Genomic DNA, 18,884 nt, shown 5'->3' on the forward strand with positions numbered 1-18,884 from the left:
CGCGGCGCTGCACTTGCAGCGCCGGCCTCGACCCCCGAAGCCCGGCTTTCGCCGGGCTTTCTTTTTTGGGTTTCGCCGGCTTGCTCTTTCAGGGCGCCGCGCCTCGGGCGCCCGGTGCCAGCAGCGCGTCCAGCTTCGCGAGCACCTGCGCCACGTCGATCGGCTTGGTCCAGTAGTCGTCGAACCCGGCCCGGTGCGCGGCGGCCACCTGCTCGGCCATCGCGTCGGCCGACAAAGCGATGCAGCGCAGCGCGCGCGTGCCCGCGTCGCTGCGCAGCCGGTCGATCAGCGCGAGCCCGCTCATGTCGGGCAGGTTGATGTCGATCAGCATCAGGTCGGGCGGCCGCTCGTGCGCGATGCGCAGCGCGGTCGCGCCGTCGCCCGCGATCTGCAGCTCCCATTCGGGCCGGCTGCGGATCAGCTCCTGGAACAGCAGCTGGTTCAGCGCCTCGTCCTCGACGTAGACGATGCGGCGCGGCGCCGTCGTCGCGCCGTCGGCCGTGGCGGCCGGTGCCGGCGCCGCGGGCGCCGCCGGTGCCGGCGGCGCCGCCGCCTCGGCTCGCCGCAGCACCACGGTGAAGGTCGAGCCGCGGCCGGGCCGGCTCGCGACCTCGATGCGCCCGCCCATCGCCTCGACGAGCTGGCGCGAGATGAACAGGCCCAGCCCCACGCCGTCGATCTGCCGCTTCTCCGCCCCCAGCCGCTCGAAGGGCTGGAACAGCTTGGCCTGCTGCGGCGCGTCGAGCCCCTGCCCGTGGTCGATCACCGCGACGCGCGTCTCGGCGCCCGCATGCTCGACGCGCACCAGCACGCGAGCCAGCGGCTCGCTGAACTTGATCGCGTTGGTCAGCAGGTTCATCAGCACCTGCTCGAGCCGGCGCGGCTCGCCGAGCACCGTGCCGGGCGCCGTCCCGGCGGCGCGCTCGACCGTCACCCGGTGCTGCTCGGCCAGCGGCTGCACCAGGCCCAGCGCCGAGTCGAGCGCGGCATCGAGCGCCACCGGCTGCTCGCGCCCCTGCGGCTCGTTGCCGTCGTGGCGGCTGATCTCCAGCACGTCGTTGATCAAGCCCAGCAGGTGCGTGCCCGCGTGCCGCATGCTCGCCAGGCGCTGGGCCTGGCGGCCGGCGAGCGGCTGCTCACGGTCGATCGCCATCAGCTGCGCGAAGCCCAGGATGCCGTTCAGCGGCGTGCGCAGTTCGTGGCTCAGGCGCGAGAGGAACTCGCTCTTCGCGCGGCTTGCGCGCTCGGCGTCGAGCCGCGCGCGTTCGAGCTGCTCGGCGGTCTGCTGCTCGTGCACGTCGCGGCAGGTGCCGACCAGCCCGTCGACGCGGCCCTCGGCATCGTGCGAGGCGCGCACGACGAACTCGAGCCAGCGCAGCGTGCCGTCGGGCCGGTGGATGCGGTAGCGGCCCTCGTGCACGCCGTCCTCCGCCAGCACCGTGCGCACGCCGGCCGCGGCGGTCTCGCGATCGGCCGGCACGATCTGCGCGAGCCAGGCCTCGAGCGTGAAGCCATGCGGCTGCGCCGCGAAGCCGTGGTTCGCCAGCGCCTGCGCGTCGAGCTGCACGATGCGGTCGGCCAGCTTCGCCTGCGCGAGGCCGATGCGCGCGGCGCCGGCCGCGAGCTGCCACTGCGCCTCCATGCGCCGGTGCGCGGCCTCGGCTTCCTTGCGCGGCGTGATGTCGGCGCTGAAGCCGTGCCACAGCACGCCGCCGTCGGCCAGGCGCTCCGGCGTCGCGAAGGTCTCGAGCCAGCGCACGCGGCCGTCCTCGCGCACGATCCGGTACTCGAGCACCAGCCGCGTCAGCGCGCGTGCCGACTGCGCGATGCCCTGCTCGAAGACCTCGCGGTCGTCGGGGTGCAGCAAGCGGTCGGGCAGCGAAGGATCGCTGCCGGTGCCGCCGGGCGGTGCGTCGCTGCCGAGCACCTCGCGCGCGCGCTCGCTCATGTACGGGTAGCTGCTGCGCCCGTCGGGGTGCCACTGGTACTGGAAGACGATGCCCGGCACCTGCGACGCGAGCTTGGCCAGCCGCTCGTCGCGCTCGCGCTCGCGACCGACGGCGCGCACTTGGGCGGTCACGTCACGGATCGTGCCGCGGTAGCCGGCGAAGCGGCCGTCGGCGTCGAAGAACGGCACCGCACTGCGCGACAGCAGGACCTCGCCGCGCGGCGAGGCCTTCGCGCCGAGCACGCGGGCGAAGGCGCCGTGGCGGTCCAGCACCGCACGAAAGCGCTGCGGCGGGCGCAGCGGCTCCCCGTCGCGGTCGAGGATCGCAAAGTCGCTGATGCGCCGGCCGACCATCTCGGCCGAGCTCATGCCGGTGCGCGCCTCGAAGCTTTCCGAAAGCCACACGTAGCGGTGCTCGGTGTCGCTCTCCCACATCCAGTCGCCGCCGGCGCGGCCGAAGTCGAGCAGCCGCTGGTGGTCGCGCTCGGCCGCGTGCAGCCGGTGGCGCGACAGCAGCAGCCCGGCCGCCGCCTGCGCCAGCTGGGCCAGCAGCTCGCGGTCGCGCGCGTCGAGCCGGTGCGGCTGCCAGCCGCTCACGCACAGCGTGCCGACGCGCTGGCGCAGCACCTCCAGCGGCTGGCCGGCGTAGAAGCGCATCTGCGGCTGGCCGGCGACCATCGGGTGCTCGCGCGTGCGGGGGTCGGCCGAGAGGTCCTCGATCTCCAGCAGGCCCGGCGCGCGGATCGCGAGGTCGCAGAACGAATGCCGGCGCTCGGTGTGCCTCGCCTTGACGCCGACCTGCGCCTTGAACCAGAGCCGCTCGGCATCGACCAGGCTCACCAGCGCCACCGGGCAGCCGAGCACGCGCGAAGCGCTCGCGACCAGCGCGTCGAAGGCCGGCTCGGGGTCGGTGTCGAGGACGCCGAGCTGCTGCAGCAGCGCGAGGCGTTCGCCTTCTTCGTCGTCGTGCATCTCCCCGCTGCCCATGCACCCGCCTTCCTGCGTCGGCGCCGCCTCGCGCCGGTCGCGCGATTCTGCTGCGCGGTGCCGGGGCGCCAGCCCCTAGGTCGACGGGCCCGGGGCGGCCCGGGCGCGCAGGCGCCGCTCGAGGAAATCGAGCCGGTCCTGGCCCCAGAAGATCTCGGCGGCGCCGCCGTCGCCGCGCTGCTCGTCGATCACGACATAGCTCGGCGCGCCGAACACGCCGGCGTCGATGGCCGCCTGCGAATCGGCCTCGTAGCGCTCCTGCACCGCCTGGGTGTGCGAGGCCGCGAGCCGTTCGGCCGGCAGCTCGCGCTCGGCCAACGCAGCGGCGAGCACCGCCTCGTCGGCGATGTTCAGGTCCTTCACCCAGACCGCGCGCAGCAGCGTGTCGGCCAGCGCCATCGCGGCGTCGCAGCCGTCGTGCCGGTCGACCGCGATGATGAGCCGGGCCGCATCGTCGGGGTTCACCGGGAAGTACTTCGGCTGCAGGTTCAGCGGCGCGTGCAGCCATGCGCTGAAGCGCGCGAGCTCGACCAGCCGGTACGCCTGCCGCTGCGGCGCGCGCTTGGCCAGCGGCAGCCCGCCGGAGACCGGGAACACCTGGCCCAGGTCGACCGGCAGCACCCGGATCGGCACGCCCGACTTGCGGGCGATGTCCCAGAAGCGCAGGTGGCCGAGGTAGGTCCAGGGCGAATGGGGCGCGAAGTAGTAGTCGATCCGCTGGGCCATCGGCGGCTCCTGAAAGCGTGGGGCCGGCGCAGTCTAGGGGCCTGCCGGGCGCCTTCGTGCTCGGCGCGACCGATGGCCCCTGCGGCCGCGCCGCCTTGCCGCGCCGGCCGCGCCGCGGGTCAGCGTGGCCCGTTCAGCGCCGCTTGACGTAGCGCGGCTGCAGCATCTGCTCGAGCACGTAGCCGGACAGCTCGGCCAGCGCCTTCGCGACCGGCCCCGCCGGCAGGCGCCGCGCGACGACGCTGACCAGGTCGAAGCGGTGCCGCAGCCCTTCGAGCTCGATGGGCGAGGGCCAGCGCACCATCACGCGGTCGATCGCGCTGCGGCAGTCGGCCACGGTCTTGCCGTCGACCGGCGCGCGCAGCGTCAGCGCGTACAGGTGGCGCGCGCCGAGCAGCTCGACCAGCGTCGCGCCGCTGGCGAAATCGCTCAGGTCGTCGGCCGCGGCGAGCGCGCTGCCGAGCCGGTCGGCCTCGTCGAGCCACCACCGCGCGTCGCGCCGGCCGGGGCTGCCGAGCGCGGGCGCGTCCGGGTGCAGCAGGCGCGCGAGGCCCACGGTGATCAGCGCGCTCGCCAGCGCGTGCGCGCAGCGCACCAGCTCGTCGCCTTCGCAGTGCTTGTCGGCGTAGCTGCGCGCGAAGGTGGCGGCGCAGGCGTAGAGCGCGTCGCGCACGGCGAGCGTCTCGGCCGCCCGGGTGTCGATCGCCGCGGGCAGCGCGGCGATGTCAACGGTCACGTCGCGCAGCCGCTCCTCGGCCTGCTGGCAGCGGCGCTCGGAGGCGGCGGTCGGCTCGTCGTCCGGCGTGCCGTCGAGCGGCCAGGCGGCGGTGGGGTCGGCGCCGATGCCTTCGAGCAGCCCGAGCAGCCGCTGCGCCGCACGGCGGCCGTCTTCCGAGCCTTCGCGGGCGAGCGAGTTCGCGAGCGCATCGAGCTGGCCGATCTGCACCCGCGAATACGCGGTGCGCGCGCCGCGCTGGAAGAACTCCGCCGCCTGCTTGTGGTCGCCCAGCTCGCGGTAGGCGGTGCCGAGCGCGGCCCGCACGCGCGAATCGGCGAGCCATGCCTTGCGGCCCGGGTCGTTGGCGAGCGCGGTCTGCAACTCGCGCAGCTGGTCGAACAGCTCGGCCGGCGGCTTGTCGCCGGCGACCGCTTCGACCTGCAGCACGCGCGCGGCCAGCTCGCCCGCGCTCATGCAGCGCTCGGCGCCGCGCAGGCGCGAACTGCCGAACGACACCTCCGCGTCGGCCGTGTCGTGCAGCAGGCGCCACTGCGGGTCGCCGTAGCACTGGTAGGCGCCCCAGGTGTTGCAGCGCGCGCCGTGGCGCGCGTGCACCTGGGCGCGCGCGGCCTTCACCGCTTCGCCGAAGGGCAGGCCGTCGCAGCCGCCCTTGCTGCCGAGCAGCCCGGCGTAGAGCTCACAGGCGAAGTCGAGCGCCGCGGTGTCGTCCACCTGCCAGCCGGCGGCCACCACCGCCTTGGTGCCCATCGCGATGAAGCGCTGGGCCAGGCTCGCGGCCAGCGCGGCCTGGCGTTTCGCGCGCTGCCCGGCCGCGCGGCCGCCGCGCGGGCCGGCGTGCGCCGCGTCGCCGTCGCGGCCGGAGTAGCAAGCGTTGATGAAGACGAACTCCGGCGCCGGGCTCATCTGCTCGACGTCGGCGGCGCCGAGCAGCTCCTGGTGGCTCAGCACCAGGCCGGTCTTGCGCAGGGTCCTGGCGTCTTTGTCGTGGCCGCTGGCGTCGCCGATGCGGCGGATGAACTGCTCGACCACGCCGTGCCCGCACAGGTGCAGCAGCCGGCAGGGCCGCTCGAGCAGCGCGACGCGCACCTTCTCGAAACCCAGCTCGGGCGTCGCCTCGTCGCCCGGCACGCCGCCGATCAGCGCGACGGTGCTCCAGGGCCGGCCGTCCTCGCGCAGCAGCCGGCTCACCGCCTCGGCCTCGGCGCGCGCGCCAGGCAGGTCGGCGAAGCGCAGGGGTTCGCCGCGCTCGTCGGTCCAGCCGGCGGTCGAGGGCGCGCCGACCACCAGCGCGTTCCAGCCCGAGACCGGCTGCGGCAGCCGGCGGAAGTCCTCGCTCTTGCGCTGGCGCACCATGCCGGCGTGCACGACGAAGGGCCGCGGCACCTCGCCGTCGGCCGCGTTGGCGAGCGGCGGGCTCAACAGCTCCCAGGGGTAGGCGGCCGTCTCGTCGTCGACGACCAGCACCGTGTTGTCGAGGTTCGCGAGCCGGCTCTTCAGGTCGTTGGGCAGCAGCAGCTGGAACAGCACGCTGCCCAGGCGCGGATCGGTCGCGCGGGTCAGCGCGTCGCCGGCCTCGGCGCGGTCGTCGCTGATGCGGTCCATGAAGCGGCGCAGGCTCGCGACGTCGGCATGCACCTGCGTCGATTCGACGCGCGCGCGCTCGCCGATCAGCGCGAAGGCGAGGCCGCCGGCCTCGTCCTGCTCGACGACCAGCCGCTGCCAGGTGCCGTTGCTGCCGCGCTGCTTGTAGCCGCTCATCGCGCCCTCGCGAACCTCGAGCACGCCGCGCGGCCAGACGTAGCGCTCCGCCCACTCGTTGCGTTCGAGCAGGCGCCGGGCCTCGTAGGCGGCGTCGAGCGCGGTGGCCTCGTCGATCTCCACCAGCTCCAGCTCTCGGATGCGCACGCTGCGGCCGACGCCGGCCCCGTCGCCCATCTGTGCCATCAGCCTCGCGGCCGACCACACGCCGTAGAGCAGGCCGGCGAGGCTGTCGCGGATCGTCATCACCTGGATCTGCGTGCCGATCAGCACCGAGGACAGGCACAGCTCGACGGGCCCGTCGCCCGGCGGCGCATACGGGTCGCGGTGGACGTGCTCGAAGGCGTAGCGCAGCACGCCGCGCGTCACCGTCTCGGCCAGCACCGCGGGCGTGAGTTCGCCGATCGCGCCCAGGCCGAGCATCACCGCGCCGGGGTAGGACGGCTTCGCCGCCGAGTGGTTGTTGGGCCGCAGGTAGTGGCCGGTGCGCGCCGCGCCCTCGAACAGCTTCAGGCTCAGCAGCCGCGTCAGCTGGCCGTCGAGCTTTTCGTCGACCCGCCTGGCCGCGCCCGCGGGCCGTTCGTTCAGGTGGTGGCCGATCAGCAGCGGATGGCGCGCGTAGTCGAGCCCGCCGTGCACCACGCGCAGCTCGATCGGCTCGGTGCGCGCGGCGAGCGCTGCCGCGCCGGCGCCGCCGTGCAGCAGCAGCTCAGCGAGTTCGGCGTCGCTGGTCGGCAGCAGTGCCGGGCGCGGCGCCGGCACGAGCGGGCGCAGCTCGACCGGCCGGCCGTCGTCGGCCCGCCCGCGCCGCGCCTCGGGCTGCTGCGGCAGGCGGCGCGTGCTGCCCTTGAGCAGCAGTTCGAAGTAGGCCTCGAAGCTTTCGGTGTGGTCGGCGAGCGTGCCGTGTTCGCAGGGCGCGTACCAGGTGCGCTCGGGCGCGAGCCGCGAGGTCCAGGGCACGGTGCCGTCGCCCTCCGGGCTGGTCATGAACTCGATCGCCGGCGCGTGGTTCAAGCCGATCTCGGCGAAGGCGGCGTTCCAGCCGCCGCCCGCGGAGCCGGCCGGGCGCATCTGCACCACCGTCTCGCCGCGGCCGGCGACGTAGAAGGCGTGCGGGTCGGCGCACAGCTCGTCGAAGGACCGCCGGAACGCGGCGCTCGCGACGTAGCCGCGCGCGCCGGCCAGCACCGCCGCGGCCGGCAGCACCGCGTTCGGGTCGCTGCGCTGCACCTGCTTCCACGCGGCGTCCTGGAACAGGTCGTCGAAGGCCGCGTCGGCGTCCTGGGGCAGCATTTCCATCAGCCCCGGAAAGCCCGCGCCGTAGCGCGACAAGTCCTTCGGCGACAACTTGCGCGCGAGCGTGCCGAGCACCTGCGACAGCCCGTGCTGGCCCAGCAGCAGCTGCGCCGGCGCGTACGAGCCGCGGTTCGGCGTGCCCAGCTGCACGAGGCGGCTGCCGCGCGGCTTCAGCGCGCGCCAGAGCTCGCGGCCGGCCGCGTCGATGTAGAGCGCATGGCGCGCGACGAGCCCGCCCATCGAATGCGCGATCACGTGCAGCGGCAGGTTGCGGTCCTTCAAGGCGCCGTCGATCGCGGCCAGCCGCGCGGCGAGCTCCTTGCCGCTCGCGGCGATCGGCCGGCGCCAGTCGAAGGGAACCGCGATCACGTTGAAGGCCTGCTGCGCACGTTCGAGCAGCCGCCGGTAGCTCACCGCGAGCAGGCCGGTGGCGGCGAGCCGCGCGTCCTGCTCGCCCTGGAGCTCGAGGTGTTCCAGGCCGCCGTCCAGCATCGAGCCGAGCGAAAGCCACACCGCGTCGCCGTTCGCGGCCGAGAGTTCGCTGCCCATGATCCCGGCCAGCACCACCAGCACCGGCTTGTTCGCCTGGCTCGGTGCCGCGCATTGCGCGAGCCAGGCGGGGAAGTCGGGGCGGTTCAGGCGGTCGTTCTTCAGCGCCTGGAAGGCGCCGCGCTTGGCGCGCTCGGCCGGGCTGCCGCGGGTCTGGCGTTCGTCGTCGGCGATCGGGCGGAAGGCCTCGTCGCGCCGTTCGAGCGCCGCGCGCAAGGCGCCGCGCGAGCTGCTGCCGGCGGCGAAGTAGCCGAAGTGGCTGACCGCCGCGCTCTCGACGCGCAGGCTCAAGCCGGGCGTGCTGCGCGCGAGGCCGCCGAACATCGAGCGCGTGTGCACCACGTAGTCGTGGTCGTGCCAGCCGTAGAACACGTCGGCCACCAGCGTCAGCAGCCCCGACAGCCCGCTCGCCTGCGCATCGCCGGCCACCACCCGCAGGCGGTCGGTGGGCTTGGCTTGGCAGTGCGCGAGCGCCAGGGTCAGCGGCGAGCCGGGCATCATCGCTTCGAGCCCCGGCAGCGTCTTCGCGTCGGCGCGCGCCGCGACCAGCGAGCGCACCAGCTTCGCGAAGCGCTCGTAGATCACCGCGCCGATGCCGCCGACCGCGAGGCCGACGGCGCGCAGCATCAGCGAGAAGAACAGGTCGGTGCGGCCGTCGGCCAGCAGCGTGCCGCGCGCCGGGCAGGCCACGCGCACGAAGCAGCCGGCGGCCAGCGGCGTGCCGGCCCGCGCGAGCGCGTCGAACAGCGGCTCGATGCGGGACGCATCCGGATGGCCCGCCGCCCCGCCCTGGCCGGCCGGCGTGCCGAGCTCGAAGTGCGCCGCGAAACGCGCCCGCTCGTCGGTACCGACCACCGCGGTGCGCAGCGCGAACAGCTCGCCAACCAGCCCGCCGCGCGAATGCGAGACCACGTCGATGCGCCGCGGCGTCTTCGCACTCGCCGGCAGCGCGGCGAGCAGCGCCTCGACGAGCCCGATCACGTTGTCGACCGGACTCAGCGTCAGCGTGCGGTGCTCCCAGCCGAGGATCAGGTGGCTCGCGTCGAGCGCGGCCCAGTCGGTGGGCCAGGGCGCGCCGTCCTCGCGCTCGCACAGCTTGCCGAAGCTGCCGGCGGTGCTCGACGCGGTGCCGTGCAGCAACAGCAGCACCGGGCGCGCGTCGTCCTGTGCGAGCGGCTGCGCGAGCGGCTGCCAGCGGCCGTCGAGCCAGCGCAGCAGCAGGCCGCCGCGCTCGCCGAGCGCATCGTCGAGCACCGAGTTTTCGAAGGCGGCGCAGAGCTTGGCCGCGACCGGCAGCGCCCGGGTGTCGGTCGAGTCGACGCCGAACCAGCGGCGCGCGGTCTGGCGGAAGGTCTCGGCGACGTCGAACAGCCGGTCGAGCGTCGTCGGCTCGGTCAGCTCGCTGACCGTGTAGCGGTCGACCGCCGCGCCGCCGCCGCTGCCCGCGCGCGTGCGCACGCCACCGCGCAGCGGCGCCAGCTCGAACGGCAGCTCGATGCGCGACAGGTCCGGCGCGGGGCCGCCGCGCTTCGGTGCCGGCGGCGGCGCGACGTGCTCGCGCACGAAGTCGGCCGGCGTCGTGACGAGGACCGAGCCGTCGGCGAAGCGCACCTCGAGCACCGCGCCTTTTCTCGCGAGCAGCGCGGTGTCGATCGAGCCGCTGCCGGAGCCGCGCGTGCCGCCTTGGACGCGGGCCGTCTCGCGCAGGTGGGTGGCGGCCCAGGTGTCGAAGGCGTTCGGGTCGAAGGCCGGCGGCGGGGCGGCGGGGCCTGCGGCGTCAGGGGCGAGGCCGGCAGCGTCCTGGCGCGGCGATGAAACGGCACGGGCGCGGCGGCGGGTGGGCATCGCGGTCTCCTGCGCACCGGGGCGCGTCGTTGTTGTGGGCGCGGGTGTAGGGCGCCGACCGACGAGCGTCAATCCTGTGCAGTCCGGCCGGCTCCTTCGCACAGGGGACGCCGGCGGCTCGCCGAGACGGCGCGCGCCGCAACCGCTTCTGGGTCGAGCGTGTCGCGACGCCGGCGCGGTCGGCCGGCTCGCGCCGAAGGGCCGTCGACCGCGCCGGCAACCGCCGTCACTCGTCGAGCAAGGGCCGCAGGTACCGCCCCGTGTAGCTCGCCTCGCTCGCCGCCACGTCCTCCGGCGTCCCGCTCGCCACCACCTGCCCGCCGCCGGCCCCGCCCTCGGGCCCCATGTCGATCAGCCAGTCCGCCGTCTTGATGACGTCGAGGTTGTGCTCGATCACGACCACCGTGTTGCCCGCGTCGCGCAGCTGATGCAACACCTTGAGCAGCAGCGCGATGTCGGCGAAGTGCAGGCCGGTGGTCGGCTCGTCGAGGATGTAGAGCGTGCGGCCGGTGTCGCGCTTGCTCAGTTCGAGCGCGAGCTTCACGCGCTGCGCCTCGCCGCCCGAGAGCGTCGTCGCGCTCTGGCCCAGCGTGATGTAGCCGAGGCCCACGTCGAGCAGCGTGTGCAGCTTGCGCTCGATCGAGGGCACCGCGCCGAAGAAGGCGTGCGCGTCCTCGACGGTGAGCCGCAGCACCTCGTCGATGTTCTTGCCCTTGTAGAGGATCTCCAGCGTCTCGCGGTTGTAGCGGGCGCCCTTGCAGACGTCGCAGGGCACGTACACGTCGGGCAGGAAGTGCATCTCGACCTTCAGCACGCCGTCGCCCTCGCAGGCCTCGCAGCGGCCGCCGCCGGCCGCGGCGCCGACGTTGAAGCTGAAGCGGCCCGGGCCGTAGCCGCGCTCGCGCGCGGCGGGCACCTCGGCGAACAGCTCGCGGATCGGCGTGAAGAGGCCCGTGTAGGTCGCCGGGTTCGAGCGCGGCGTGCGGCCGATCGGGCTCTGGTCGACGTTGATGACCTTGTCGAAGTGCTCGATGCCGTCGATCTCGTCGAACGGCGCGGCATCCAGGTGGCTCTGGTACAGCTTCTTGGCCACCGCGGCGTAGAGCGTGTCGTTGACCAGCGTGCTCTTGCCGGAGCCCGAGACGCCGGTCACGCAGGTGAACAGGCCGACCGGCACCTCGACCGTCACGCCCTTGAGGTTGTTGCCGCGCGCGTTCGTGATGCGCAGCGCGGTGATGCGCCCGCGCGCCGCCCATGCGATCTGCCCCGGCGTGGGCTCCTTCTTCGACTTGCGCGCCGGGAACCCGGCCGGATCCTCGGGCGCGGCCGGGAGCGCCTCTTCGCGCCGCCACGGCGTGCGCCGCTTCGGCACCGCGATGCGCAGCAGGCGGCCGAGGTACTGGCCGGTCAGCGATTCCGGCTCGGCGCAGATCGCGTCCACGTCGCCCTCGGCGATCACGCGGCCGCCGTGCACGCCGGCGCCCGGGCCGAGGTCCACCACGTGATCGGCCGCGCGGATCATGTCCTCGTCGTGCTCGACGACGAGCACGCTGTTGCCGAGGTCGCGCAGGTGCTTGAGCGTGCCGATCAGGCGGTCGTTGTCGCGCTGGTGCAGGCCGATGCTGGGCTCGTCGAGCACGTACATCACGCCGGTCAGGCCCGAGCCGATCTGCGAGGCGAGCCGGATGCGCTGCGCCTCGCCGCCGCTCAGGGTGTCGGCGCTGCGGTCGAGGCTCAGGTAGTCGAGGCCCACGTCGTTCAGGAACTTGAGCCGAGAGCCGATCTCGCGCAGCACCTTGTCGGCGATCTCGGCCTTCGCGCCTTGCAGGTGCAGGCCGGTGACGATCGCCTGCGCCTCGCGCAGCGTCGCGCGCGAGACCTCGTAGATCGGCCGCGCCACGCCGGTCTCGGCATCGACCAGCAGCACCCAGCGCGCCTCGCGCCGCAGCCGCGTGCCTTCGCAATCGGGGCAGGGCTTGCTCGCCTGGTAGCGCGAGAGGTCCTCGCGCACGGCGGCCGAGTCGGTCTCGGCGAGCCGGCGCTCGAAGTTCGGGATCACGCCTTCGAAGGCATGCCAGCGCTTGGTCCTGCGCGGCTTGCCGCCGGCCGTCTGCGTCGTGTGGACGAAGGCGATCTCGGTGTCGCCCGAGCCGTAGAGCACAAGCTGCTGCTGCTCGGGCGTCAGCTGCTCGAACGGCGTGTCGGTCGCGAAGCCGTAGTGCGCGGCCACCGCCTCGAGCATCGAATGCGTGTAGGCGTTGCGGCGGTCCCAGCCCTTGATCGCGCCGCTCGCGAGGCTCAACGAAGGAAAGCCGACGACGCGCTGCGGGTCGATCACCGTGACCTCGCCGAGGCCGTCGCACGACGGGCAGGCGCCGACCGGCGAGTTGAACGAGAACAGCCGCGGCTCGAGCTCGGCCAGCGAGTAGTTGCACACGGGGCAGGCGAAGCGCGCGCTGAAGAGATGCTCGCGGCCGGGGCCGTCGTCGGCCTGCTCCCAGGCGATCGCGCGGCCGTCGGCGAAGCGCAGCGCGGCTTCGAAGCTCTCGGCGAGGCGCTGCGTCATCTCGGGCCGCACGCGCAGGCGGTCGATGACGATGTCGATGTCGTGCTTGTCGTTCTTCTTGAGCCTGGGCAGCTCGGCGTACTCGTGCACCTGGCCGTCGACGCGGAAACGCACGTAGCCGCGCGCCTGCATGTCCTCGAACAGCTCGAGGTGCTCGCCTTTGCGCTCGCGCAGCACCGGCGCGAGGATCATCAGCCGCGTCTCGGGGGGCAGGGCGAGGACCGAGTCCACCATCTGGCTGACGCTCTGCGCACGCAGCGCGAGCCGGTGCTCCGGGCAGTAAGGCGTGCCGGCGCGCGCGTAGAGCAGGCGCAGGTAGTCGTGGATCTCGGTGACGGTGCCGACGGTGGAGCGCGGGTTGTGGCTGGTGGCCTTCTGCTCGATGCTGATCGCCGGGCTCAGGCCCTCGATCACGTCGACGTCGGGCTTGTCCATCAACTGCAGGAACTGCCGCGCGTAGGCCGAGAGGCTTTCGACGTAGCGGCGCTGGCCCTCGGCATACAGCGTGTCGAACGCGAGGCTCGACTTGCCCGAGCCCGACAGCCCGGTGATCACCACCAGCGCATGGCGCGGGATGTCGAGGTCGATGTTCTTCAGGTTGTGCGTGCGCGCGCCGCGGATGCGGATCGCGTCCGCGCCCAGCTTCGCGACGCGCGGCAGGACGGCGCCCGGCCGGGCTGCGGGCCCCGGCTCGCCGCCGCGCGGGAGCGCGGGGTTCGCGGCGCCCGACCCGGTCGGCTCGGCAGGCGGCGGTGCGGTCGAGGGCAGGGGCAGCGTCGAGGACATCGGGGGCTCGCCCCGGGGTGCCCGAGGCAAACGGCGATTATGCGAGCCGACCCTCGCGCGGCCTGTCCCCACCGGCGCGCGTGGAGCCGGCAACACGGCCCGCGGGCCGACCCGGTCGGCGGGGCGGCGCGTCGCGTCGTTAAGCTTCGACCATGCCCGTCCGCCGCCTGCTGCTCGCGTTGCTCGCCCCGCTGCCGATCCTGGCCTCCTGCGGCGGCGGCGTCTCCATCGGCATCGGCTGCTGCGACGACGACGACCCGCCCTCGGTCGCGCTGGCCGCCTCGACCGACGCGGCTCGCCCCGGCGAGGCGGTCCAGCTCACCACCGCGGTGAGCGACGACTACGGCCTCGACCGCGTCGAGTTCTACCGCCTCGACCCTGGCGGCACCGTCTTCCTCGGCGCCGACGGCCTGTTCCCGTTCAGCTTCTCCACCGCGGTGCCGGCCAACGCGCCGGTCGGCGGCACGCTGCAGTTCTTCGCGCGCGCGGTCGATGGCGCCGACCAGGCGGCCGACAGCCGCGCGGTGGCGGTGACGGTGCTGCCTTGAATCGCCACAACCTGGGAGCCTTGATGCCCGCCCGCCTGCTTGCCGTGCTGATCGCCACCGGCGCGATCGCCCCCAGCGCTTTCGCGCAATCTTTGAAGTGCAGGAACGACTTCAGCCAGCTCGGCGACACCAAGGGCGCGATCCTGCTCAAGTGCGGCGAGCCGGTCGCGAAGGACTCGTTCTGCAAGCCGGCCGACGCCCCGCAGGCGGCCGGCACCGCGCCGGCGCCCTGCGAGACGGTCGACGAGTGGACCTACAAGCCCGGCTACGGCCAGTTCATCACCACGCTGCGTTTCGAGAGCGGCGTGCTGAAGTCGGTGCGCTACGGCGACCGGGTGAAGTGATCCGGCGGGCCGGCCCGGCCCGCTTACTCCGTTGCGGCCGGCGCACGGGCGCCTCCCTCGCCGGCAGCAGGTTTGCGAGGGATGGCGCGCGGCGGCGGCGCGCCTAGAGTGCGCGGCCATGCCGAAAGCCGCCGTTGCCGAGTCCGCGCCCGAGCCGCCGTCCGCGCCCGCCGTCGAAGGCTTCGCCAGCCTCGCGGCGGCCGAAGCCGCGCTGATCGCCGAACGCCGCCGGCGCGCCGGCATCGAGGCCGACGAGCCGGTCGTCGGCCTCGCGCTTTCGGGCGGCGGCGTGCGCAGCGCGACCTATTCGCTCGGCCTGTTGCGCGGGCTGGCACAGCGCGGCCACCTGCCGCGCTTCGACTACCTGTCCAGCGTCTCCGGCGGCGGCTACACCGCGGCGATGCTGGGCCGGCTCGCGATCGCGGCGGGCGGCATCGGCGCGGCGCAGGCCGAACTCGCGAACCCGCGCTCGGCCGCGCTCGGCTGGCTGCGCCGCAACGGCCGCTACCTCACGCCGGCCGGCGCGCGCGACGTCGGCATCGCGATCGTCACCTACCTGCGCGCCTTCCTGGCGATCCACGGCGAGTTCATCGCGGTCGCGGTGCCGTTCGCGCTGCTGGTGATCGCGCCGCACCTGTGGCAGGTGAGCACCCGCGCGCCGTTCTCGGCCGCGGCCTGGCAGCCCTGGTTCACGCTGTGGTGGCCGTTGGCGGCGCTGTTGGTCGCCGGCGCGGCGCCGGGGCTGATGGCCGGCTACTGGGTCGCGCGCGACACCGGCGACCCCGGCGCGCGCCACGTGCTGCCGCCATGGCGCGACGTGGTGTTCGTCGTGCTGCTGCTGGTGGCGCTGGGCGCGATCTGGGTCGGTACGCGCCCGCCGATGCCCAGCCTCGGCGCGCGCCTGACCTCGCCGGCGCTGGTGCTGGTGGCGCTCACCTCGTCGGCCATCGGCCTCGCGGCCTCGCAGCTGTGGCTCGCCGCGACCGGGCTGACGCGCTCGCTCGCGGTCGCGCGGGTGCGCCACCTGTGCACCTTCGCGCTGCGCGCGGTCGGCCTCGCCGGCCTCGCCGCCTTCGCCTTCGGCGCGCTCGACCTGGTGAGCTGGTGGCTGCTGGCCGAGATGCAGGCGGGCGAGCGCTGGATCTGGGGCGGCGTCGGCGTCGGCGGCGTGGTGATCGTCGTGCTGCGCACGCTGGCGCAGCCGCTGCTCGCGCTGTCGCAGCGCGCGCAGCAGAACGCCGGCCGGCGCCGAGCGTGGGGGCCGTGGGCGCTGAACCTGGCCGGCATCGTCGGGCTCGTCGCGCTGCTCGCGGCCTGGCTGATGGCGACGCAGTGGTTCGTGTTCGCGCCGGCGCCGATCGACGCGGTGAAGGACTTCCCGCCGCTGCTGCGCGCGCTGCTGCTGGCCGCGCTGTGCGCGCTGTGGACGCTGCTGACCGCCGGCAACGCGCCGATGGCGAACGCCTCGTCGCTGCACAGCTTCTACCGGGCGCGGCTGACGCGCGCCTACCTCGCGATCGGCAACCCGAAACGCGCGCTCGTCCCGCAGTCAAGCGAGCCGGCGCCGGACGCGGCCGACGCGAAGAAGGCGGCCAGCGTCACCGCGGTCGTCAACGGCGACGACGTCGGCCTCGCGAACTACGCGCCCGAGTCGGTCGGCGCGCCGATCCACCTCATCAACGCCTGCCTCAACCAGACCCGCGACGACGCCAGCGGCCTCTACAACGCCGACCGCAAGGGCCTGCTGGTGACGGCGTCGCGGCGCGGCTTCGAGGTCGGCCCGCGCCGCTGGGTGCCGATGAGCGCCGGCGCCGATGCCGGCACGCTCGGGCGCTGGACCGCGGTGTCGGGCGCCGCCGCGGCGCCGGGCGCGGGCTCCTACACCTCGCGCGGCTGGGCGCTGCTGCTGTACTTCCTGGGCGTGCGCCTGGGCTACTGGATGGCCGCGCCCGACGCGGCCGACGGCGTGCTGCGCGCGCCGCTTTCCGGCTGGCGCCGCGCGATCTGGGGCCTGGCGGTCAAGCCGGCGATGCTGTGGAGCGAAGGCACCGCCACCTTCTTCGGCACCGCGCGGCCCTGGTGGTACCTGTCGGACGGGGGCCACTTCGACAACACCGGCATCTGGCCGCTGCTGAAGCGCCGCGTCGACTTCGTCGTCGCCGCCGACGCGAGCGCCGATGCGCTCTACGAATTCGGCGACCTCGAGAACCTGGTGCGCAAGGCCCGCATCGACTTCGGCTGCGAGATCGCGTTCTATACGGCCGACGAGGCATGCGCGCTGCTCGGCGTGCGCACCGACGGCATCACCGTGCTCTCGCCCGAGGACATGGCGAACAACCACTCGGCGCGCGGCGTGCTGCTCGCGCGGGTGCGCTACGCGGCCGACGGCGACCTGCCGGCCAAGGACGGCACGCTGCTGATCGTCAAGCCCAACCTGCACGACGCGCTCGACGTCGACCTGCTCGCCTACGCGCAGCGCCACCCCGCCTTCCCGCACGAGAGCACCGGCGACCAGAGCTTCGACGAGGCGCAGTGGGACGGCTACCAGCGCCTCGGCGAAGACGTGGGCCGCCGCTTCGACGGCCTGTGGCTTGCGCAGCTGCCCGGCTGGCGGCGCGTGCGCGGCGCGCAGGCGGCCGGCCTGTCGCGCGGCGCGAGCGGGCTGCTGCCGCATCCGCTGAAGGTCGGCGCGCGCCTGAAGGCCGTCGCAATGCCGAGCAGCGACGAACGGCGCGCCGGCGACGGCGTGCCGCTGTGGCGCCGCGCGCCGAAGACGGCGGCGATCGGCGCGACCGTCGGCCTCACGGTTTCGGGCACGCTGGGCTTGTCGCTGTGGCAGGCCCTCGACCAGATGCAGAAGACCGGCGACAACGAACGCAAGGAAGTCCAGGCGCTGGTGCAGCGCGTCGAGGCCGCGTTCAAGGACTACGACCCGGCCTGCCCGCGCGTCGATCCGACCGCGGTGACGCCCTTCCTCGTGCTCAACGCGGTGAAGGACCGGCAGCGCCTGAGCGCGATCGAGGACGACAGCATCCGCCGCATCACCGGCCGCGTGCTGCAGGCCTGCCCGCTGGTGCAGGCCGCGGCGATGCAACGCGGTGGCGCGTCGGCACCGCCGGCCGCGGTACCCGCGATGCCGCTCGCCGCGCAGGCGGTGCAGCAGAGCAACAGCTTCAAGGGCGCACCGCGCTGCGTGCCCGCGAACGAGGCGCAGGCCGCGAGCCATCTCCAGCTGTGCAACGTGCTCGACGTGCGCGGCGGCAGCACCGACGCGCTGAGCTACTGGTTCCCGGTGGTCGCGCCGGGCAAGAGCTTCGCCGGCTGGATCGAGGCCTGGCTCGACGCCGCGCGAGAGACGCCCGAGCCGCGCCGCTGCGGCGCCCACGAACCGCTGCGCGACGCGGTGCGCCGCGCCTGCGCAAGCGCCGAAGCGGCGGGCCCGTCGCCCGACCCCGGCGCCGCGGCGCTCGACTGCGCTTCGAGCCCGGGCGCCCCCGAGGCACGCCAGGGCGCCTTCGAGCCGCCGCGCGCCGAGGCCGCGCCCGACCCCGGCTGCCGCCGCGCTGCGGGGCTGCTGACGCTGCGCACGCTGGTGCTCGACGACGCCTCGCGCCGCGACGCGAACCGCATGCTCGACGACCTGCAGGCGCCCGGCGAAATCTTCATCGCCGCGCCGGTGCAGGACGTGGTGCAGTTCGCCGCGCTGCGCCAGACGCGCGCGCCGGTGCCCTGGCCGCAACCGACGCTGATCGTCCACCGCAGCGGCGATGCGGACGACGCCCGCTGCGCGCAGGTGCTCTCGGCCTACCTCGCCTGCCGCATCCCGCAAGCCGACGGCCGGCCCAGCAAGCCCTGGGTGCGCGAGCTGCCGCCCTCGGGGCGCGAGCGGCCGCGGGTGATTGAGTTGTGGTTGCCGGCGCAGTGAGGGCAGCTTGTTTTGCGCCGGGCCTCCATCGCGCAGGCGTTTTCAACGCATGCTCGTCGATGAAGACGAGCGACGCAGCCGAGCCCGCATTGCTGGCTTCGCGTCGGCCGGTTTCAACCCACGCTCGTCGATGAAGACGAGCGACGCCACCGGCGGCTTGGGTGAAGTCGTTCGCGCACCCGTTTCAACCCACGCTCGTCGATGAAAACGAGCGACGCCGGTCACGTCCGCAGGCTTGGGCGGTTTCAACCTACGCTCATCGATGAAGACGAGCGACGCCCGACAACGTGCCCCACGTCGTGCCCAGGTACTCGTTTCATCCCACGCTCGTCGATGAAGACGAGCGACGCAAGCTGTCGTTGACCGTTGGGACTCGCCCGACTGGTTTCAATCCACGCTCGTCGATGAAGACGAGCGACGCCTTGAGGCTCGCGAGGCCGCACCCGGGGTGAAGGAGTTTCAACCCACGCTCGTCGATGAAGACGAGCGACGCGCTCGACGGCCTTGTATCGAGCCTTCATGCGTCGGTTTCAACCCACGCTCGTCGATGAAGACGAGCGACGCGCAGGCGCATGACGGTGTACGTCTGCATTCCGCCGTTTCAACCCACGCTCGTCGATGAAGACGAGCGACGCACCCGAACCACCTGCCGCAGGTCACGTACATCGTGTTTCAACCCACGCTCGTCGATGAAGACGAGCGACGCAGGCCGCCAACGGAAAGATGCTCCGCGTCTACGAGTTTCAACCCCCGCTCGTCGATGAAGACGAGCGACGCCTACCACGACGACGACGACGAGTGAGCCGGATGTCGTTTCAACCCACGCTCGTCGATGAAGACGAGCGACGCGAGGCCGCCGATGCCATA

Annotated in this window: 7 protein-coding genes; 3 read left to right on the top strand and 4 right to left on the bottom strand. The window is 73.8% G+C overall.

Features of this window, described 5'->3' with window-relative positions:
- Positions 1–88: 88 nt before the first annotated feature.
- From VFR90_RS07180 to uvrA, 4 genes are all read right to left on the bottom strand, one after another.
- Positions 89–2,935, bottom strand: coding sequence for an ATP-binding protein (locus VFR90_RS07180; protein WP_326405425.1), 2,847 nt, complete (start codon positions 2,933–2,935; stop codon positions 89–91).
- A 75-nt stretch (positions 2,936–3,010) separates the two neighbouring features.
- A complete protein-coding gene (locus VFR90_RS07185) occupies positions 3,011–3,661 on the bottom strand; it encodes a 2-hydroxychromene-2-carboxylate isomerase (RefSeq protein WP_326405426.1) in 651 nt (216 codons plus the stop codon).
- A 133-nt stretch (positions 3,662–3,794) separates the two neighbouring features.
- Entirely contained in the window at positions 3,795–9,848 is a 6,054-nt protein-coding gene (locus tag VFR90_RS07190) for a DUF7379 domain-containing protein (protein WP_326405427.1), read from the bottom strand.
- Between the two features lie 226 nt (positions 9,849–10,074).
- Entirely contained in the window at positions 10,075–13,200 is a 3,126-nt protein-coding gene (uvrA, locus tag VFR90_RS07195; protein ID WP_326405428.1) for an excinuclease ABC subunit UvrA, read from the bottom strand.
- A 152-nt stretch (positions 13,201–13,352) separates the two neighbouring features.
- Between uvrA and VFR90_RS07200 the strand changes: the two genes are divergently transcribed.
- The 3 genes from VFR90_RS07200 to VFR90_RS07210 all read left to right on the top strand — a co-directional run bounded on the left by VFR90_RS07200 (position 13,353) and on the right by VFR90_RS07210 (position 18,017).
- Entirely contained in the window at positions 13,353–13,748 is a 396-nt protein-coding gene (locus VFR90_RS07200; RefSeq protein WP_326405429.1) for a hypothetical protein, read from the top strand.
- A gap of 23 nt (positions 13,749–13,771) precedes the next feature.
- Positions 13,772–14,092 (top strand): DUF2845 domain-containing protein, encoded by a 321-nt coding sequence (locus VFR90_RS07205; RefSeq protein WP_326405430.1) that lies wholly within the window; start codon positions 13,772–13,774, stop codon positions 14,090–14,092.
- 118 nt (positions 14,093–14,210) lie between these two features.
- Positions 14,211–18,017, top strand: a complete 3,807-nt coding sequence (locus tag VFR90_RS07210) for a patatin-like phospholipase family protein (protein ID WP_326405431.1) — start codon at positions 14,211–14,213, stop codon at positions 18,015–18,017.
- Positions 18,018–18,884: the final 867 nt, after the last annotated feature.

This window comes from Methylibium sp. (assembly GCF_035762065.1).
Classification (GTDB): Bacteria; Pseudomonadota; Gammaproteobacteria; order Burkholderiales; family Burkholderiaceae_C; genus Methylibium.

Coding starts and splice junctions, on each gene's coding strand:
- VFR90_RS07180 (WP_326405425.1), bottom strand. CDS start 2,935: ATGGGCAGCGGGGAGATGCACGACGACGAAGAAGGCGAACGCCTCGCG.
- VFR90_RS07185 (WP_326405426.1), bottom strand. CDS start 3,661: ATGGCCCAGCGGATCGACTACTACTTCGCGCCCCATTCGCCCTGGACC.
- VFR90_RS07190 (WP_326405427.1), bottom strand. CDS start 9,848: ATGCCCACCCGCCGCCGCGCCCGTGCCGTTTCATCGCCGCGCCAGGAC.
- uvrA (WP_326405428.1), bottom strand. CDS start 13,200: ATGTCCTCGACGCTGCCCCTGCCCTCGACCGCACCGCCGCCTGCCGAG.
- VFR90_RS07200 (WP_326405429.1), top strand. CDS start 13,353: ATGCCCGTCCGCCGCCTGCTGCTCGCGTTGCTCGCCCCGCTGCCGATC.
- VFR90_RS07205 (WP_326405430.1), top strand. CDS start 13,772: ATGCCCGCCCGCCTGCTTGCCGTGCTGATCGCCACCGGCGCGATCGCC.
- VFR90_RS07210 (WP_326405431.1), top strand. CDS start 14,211: ATGCCGAAAGCCGCCGTTGCCGAGTCCGCGCCCGAGCCGCCGTCCGCG.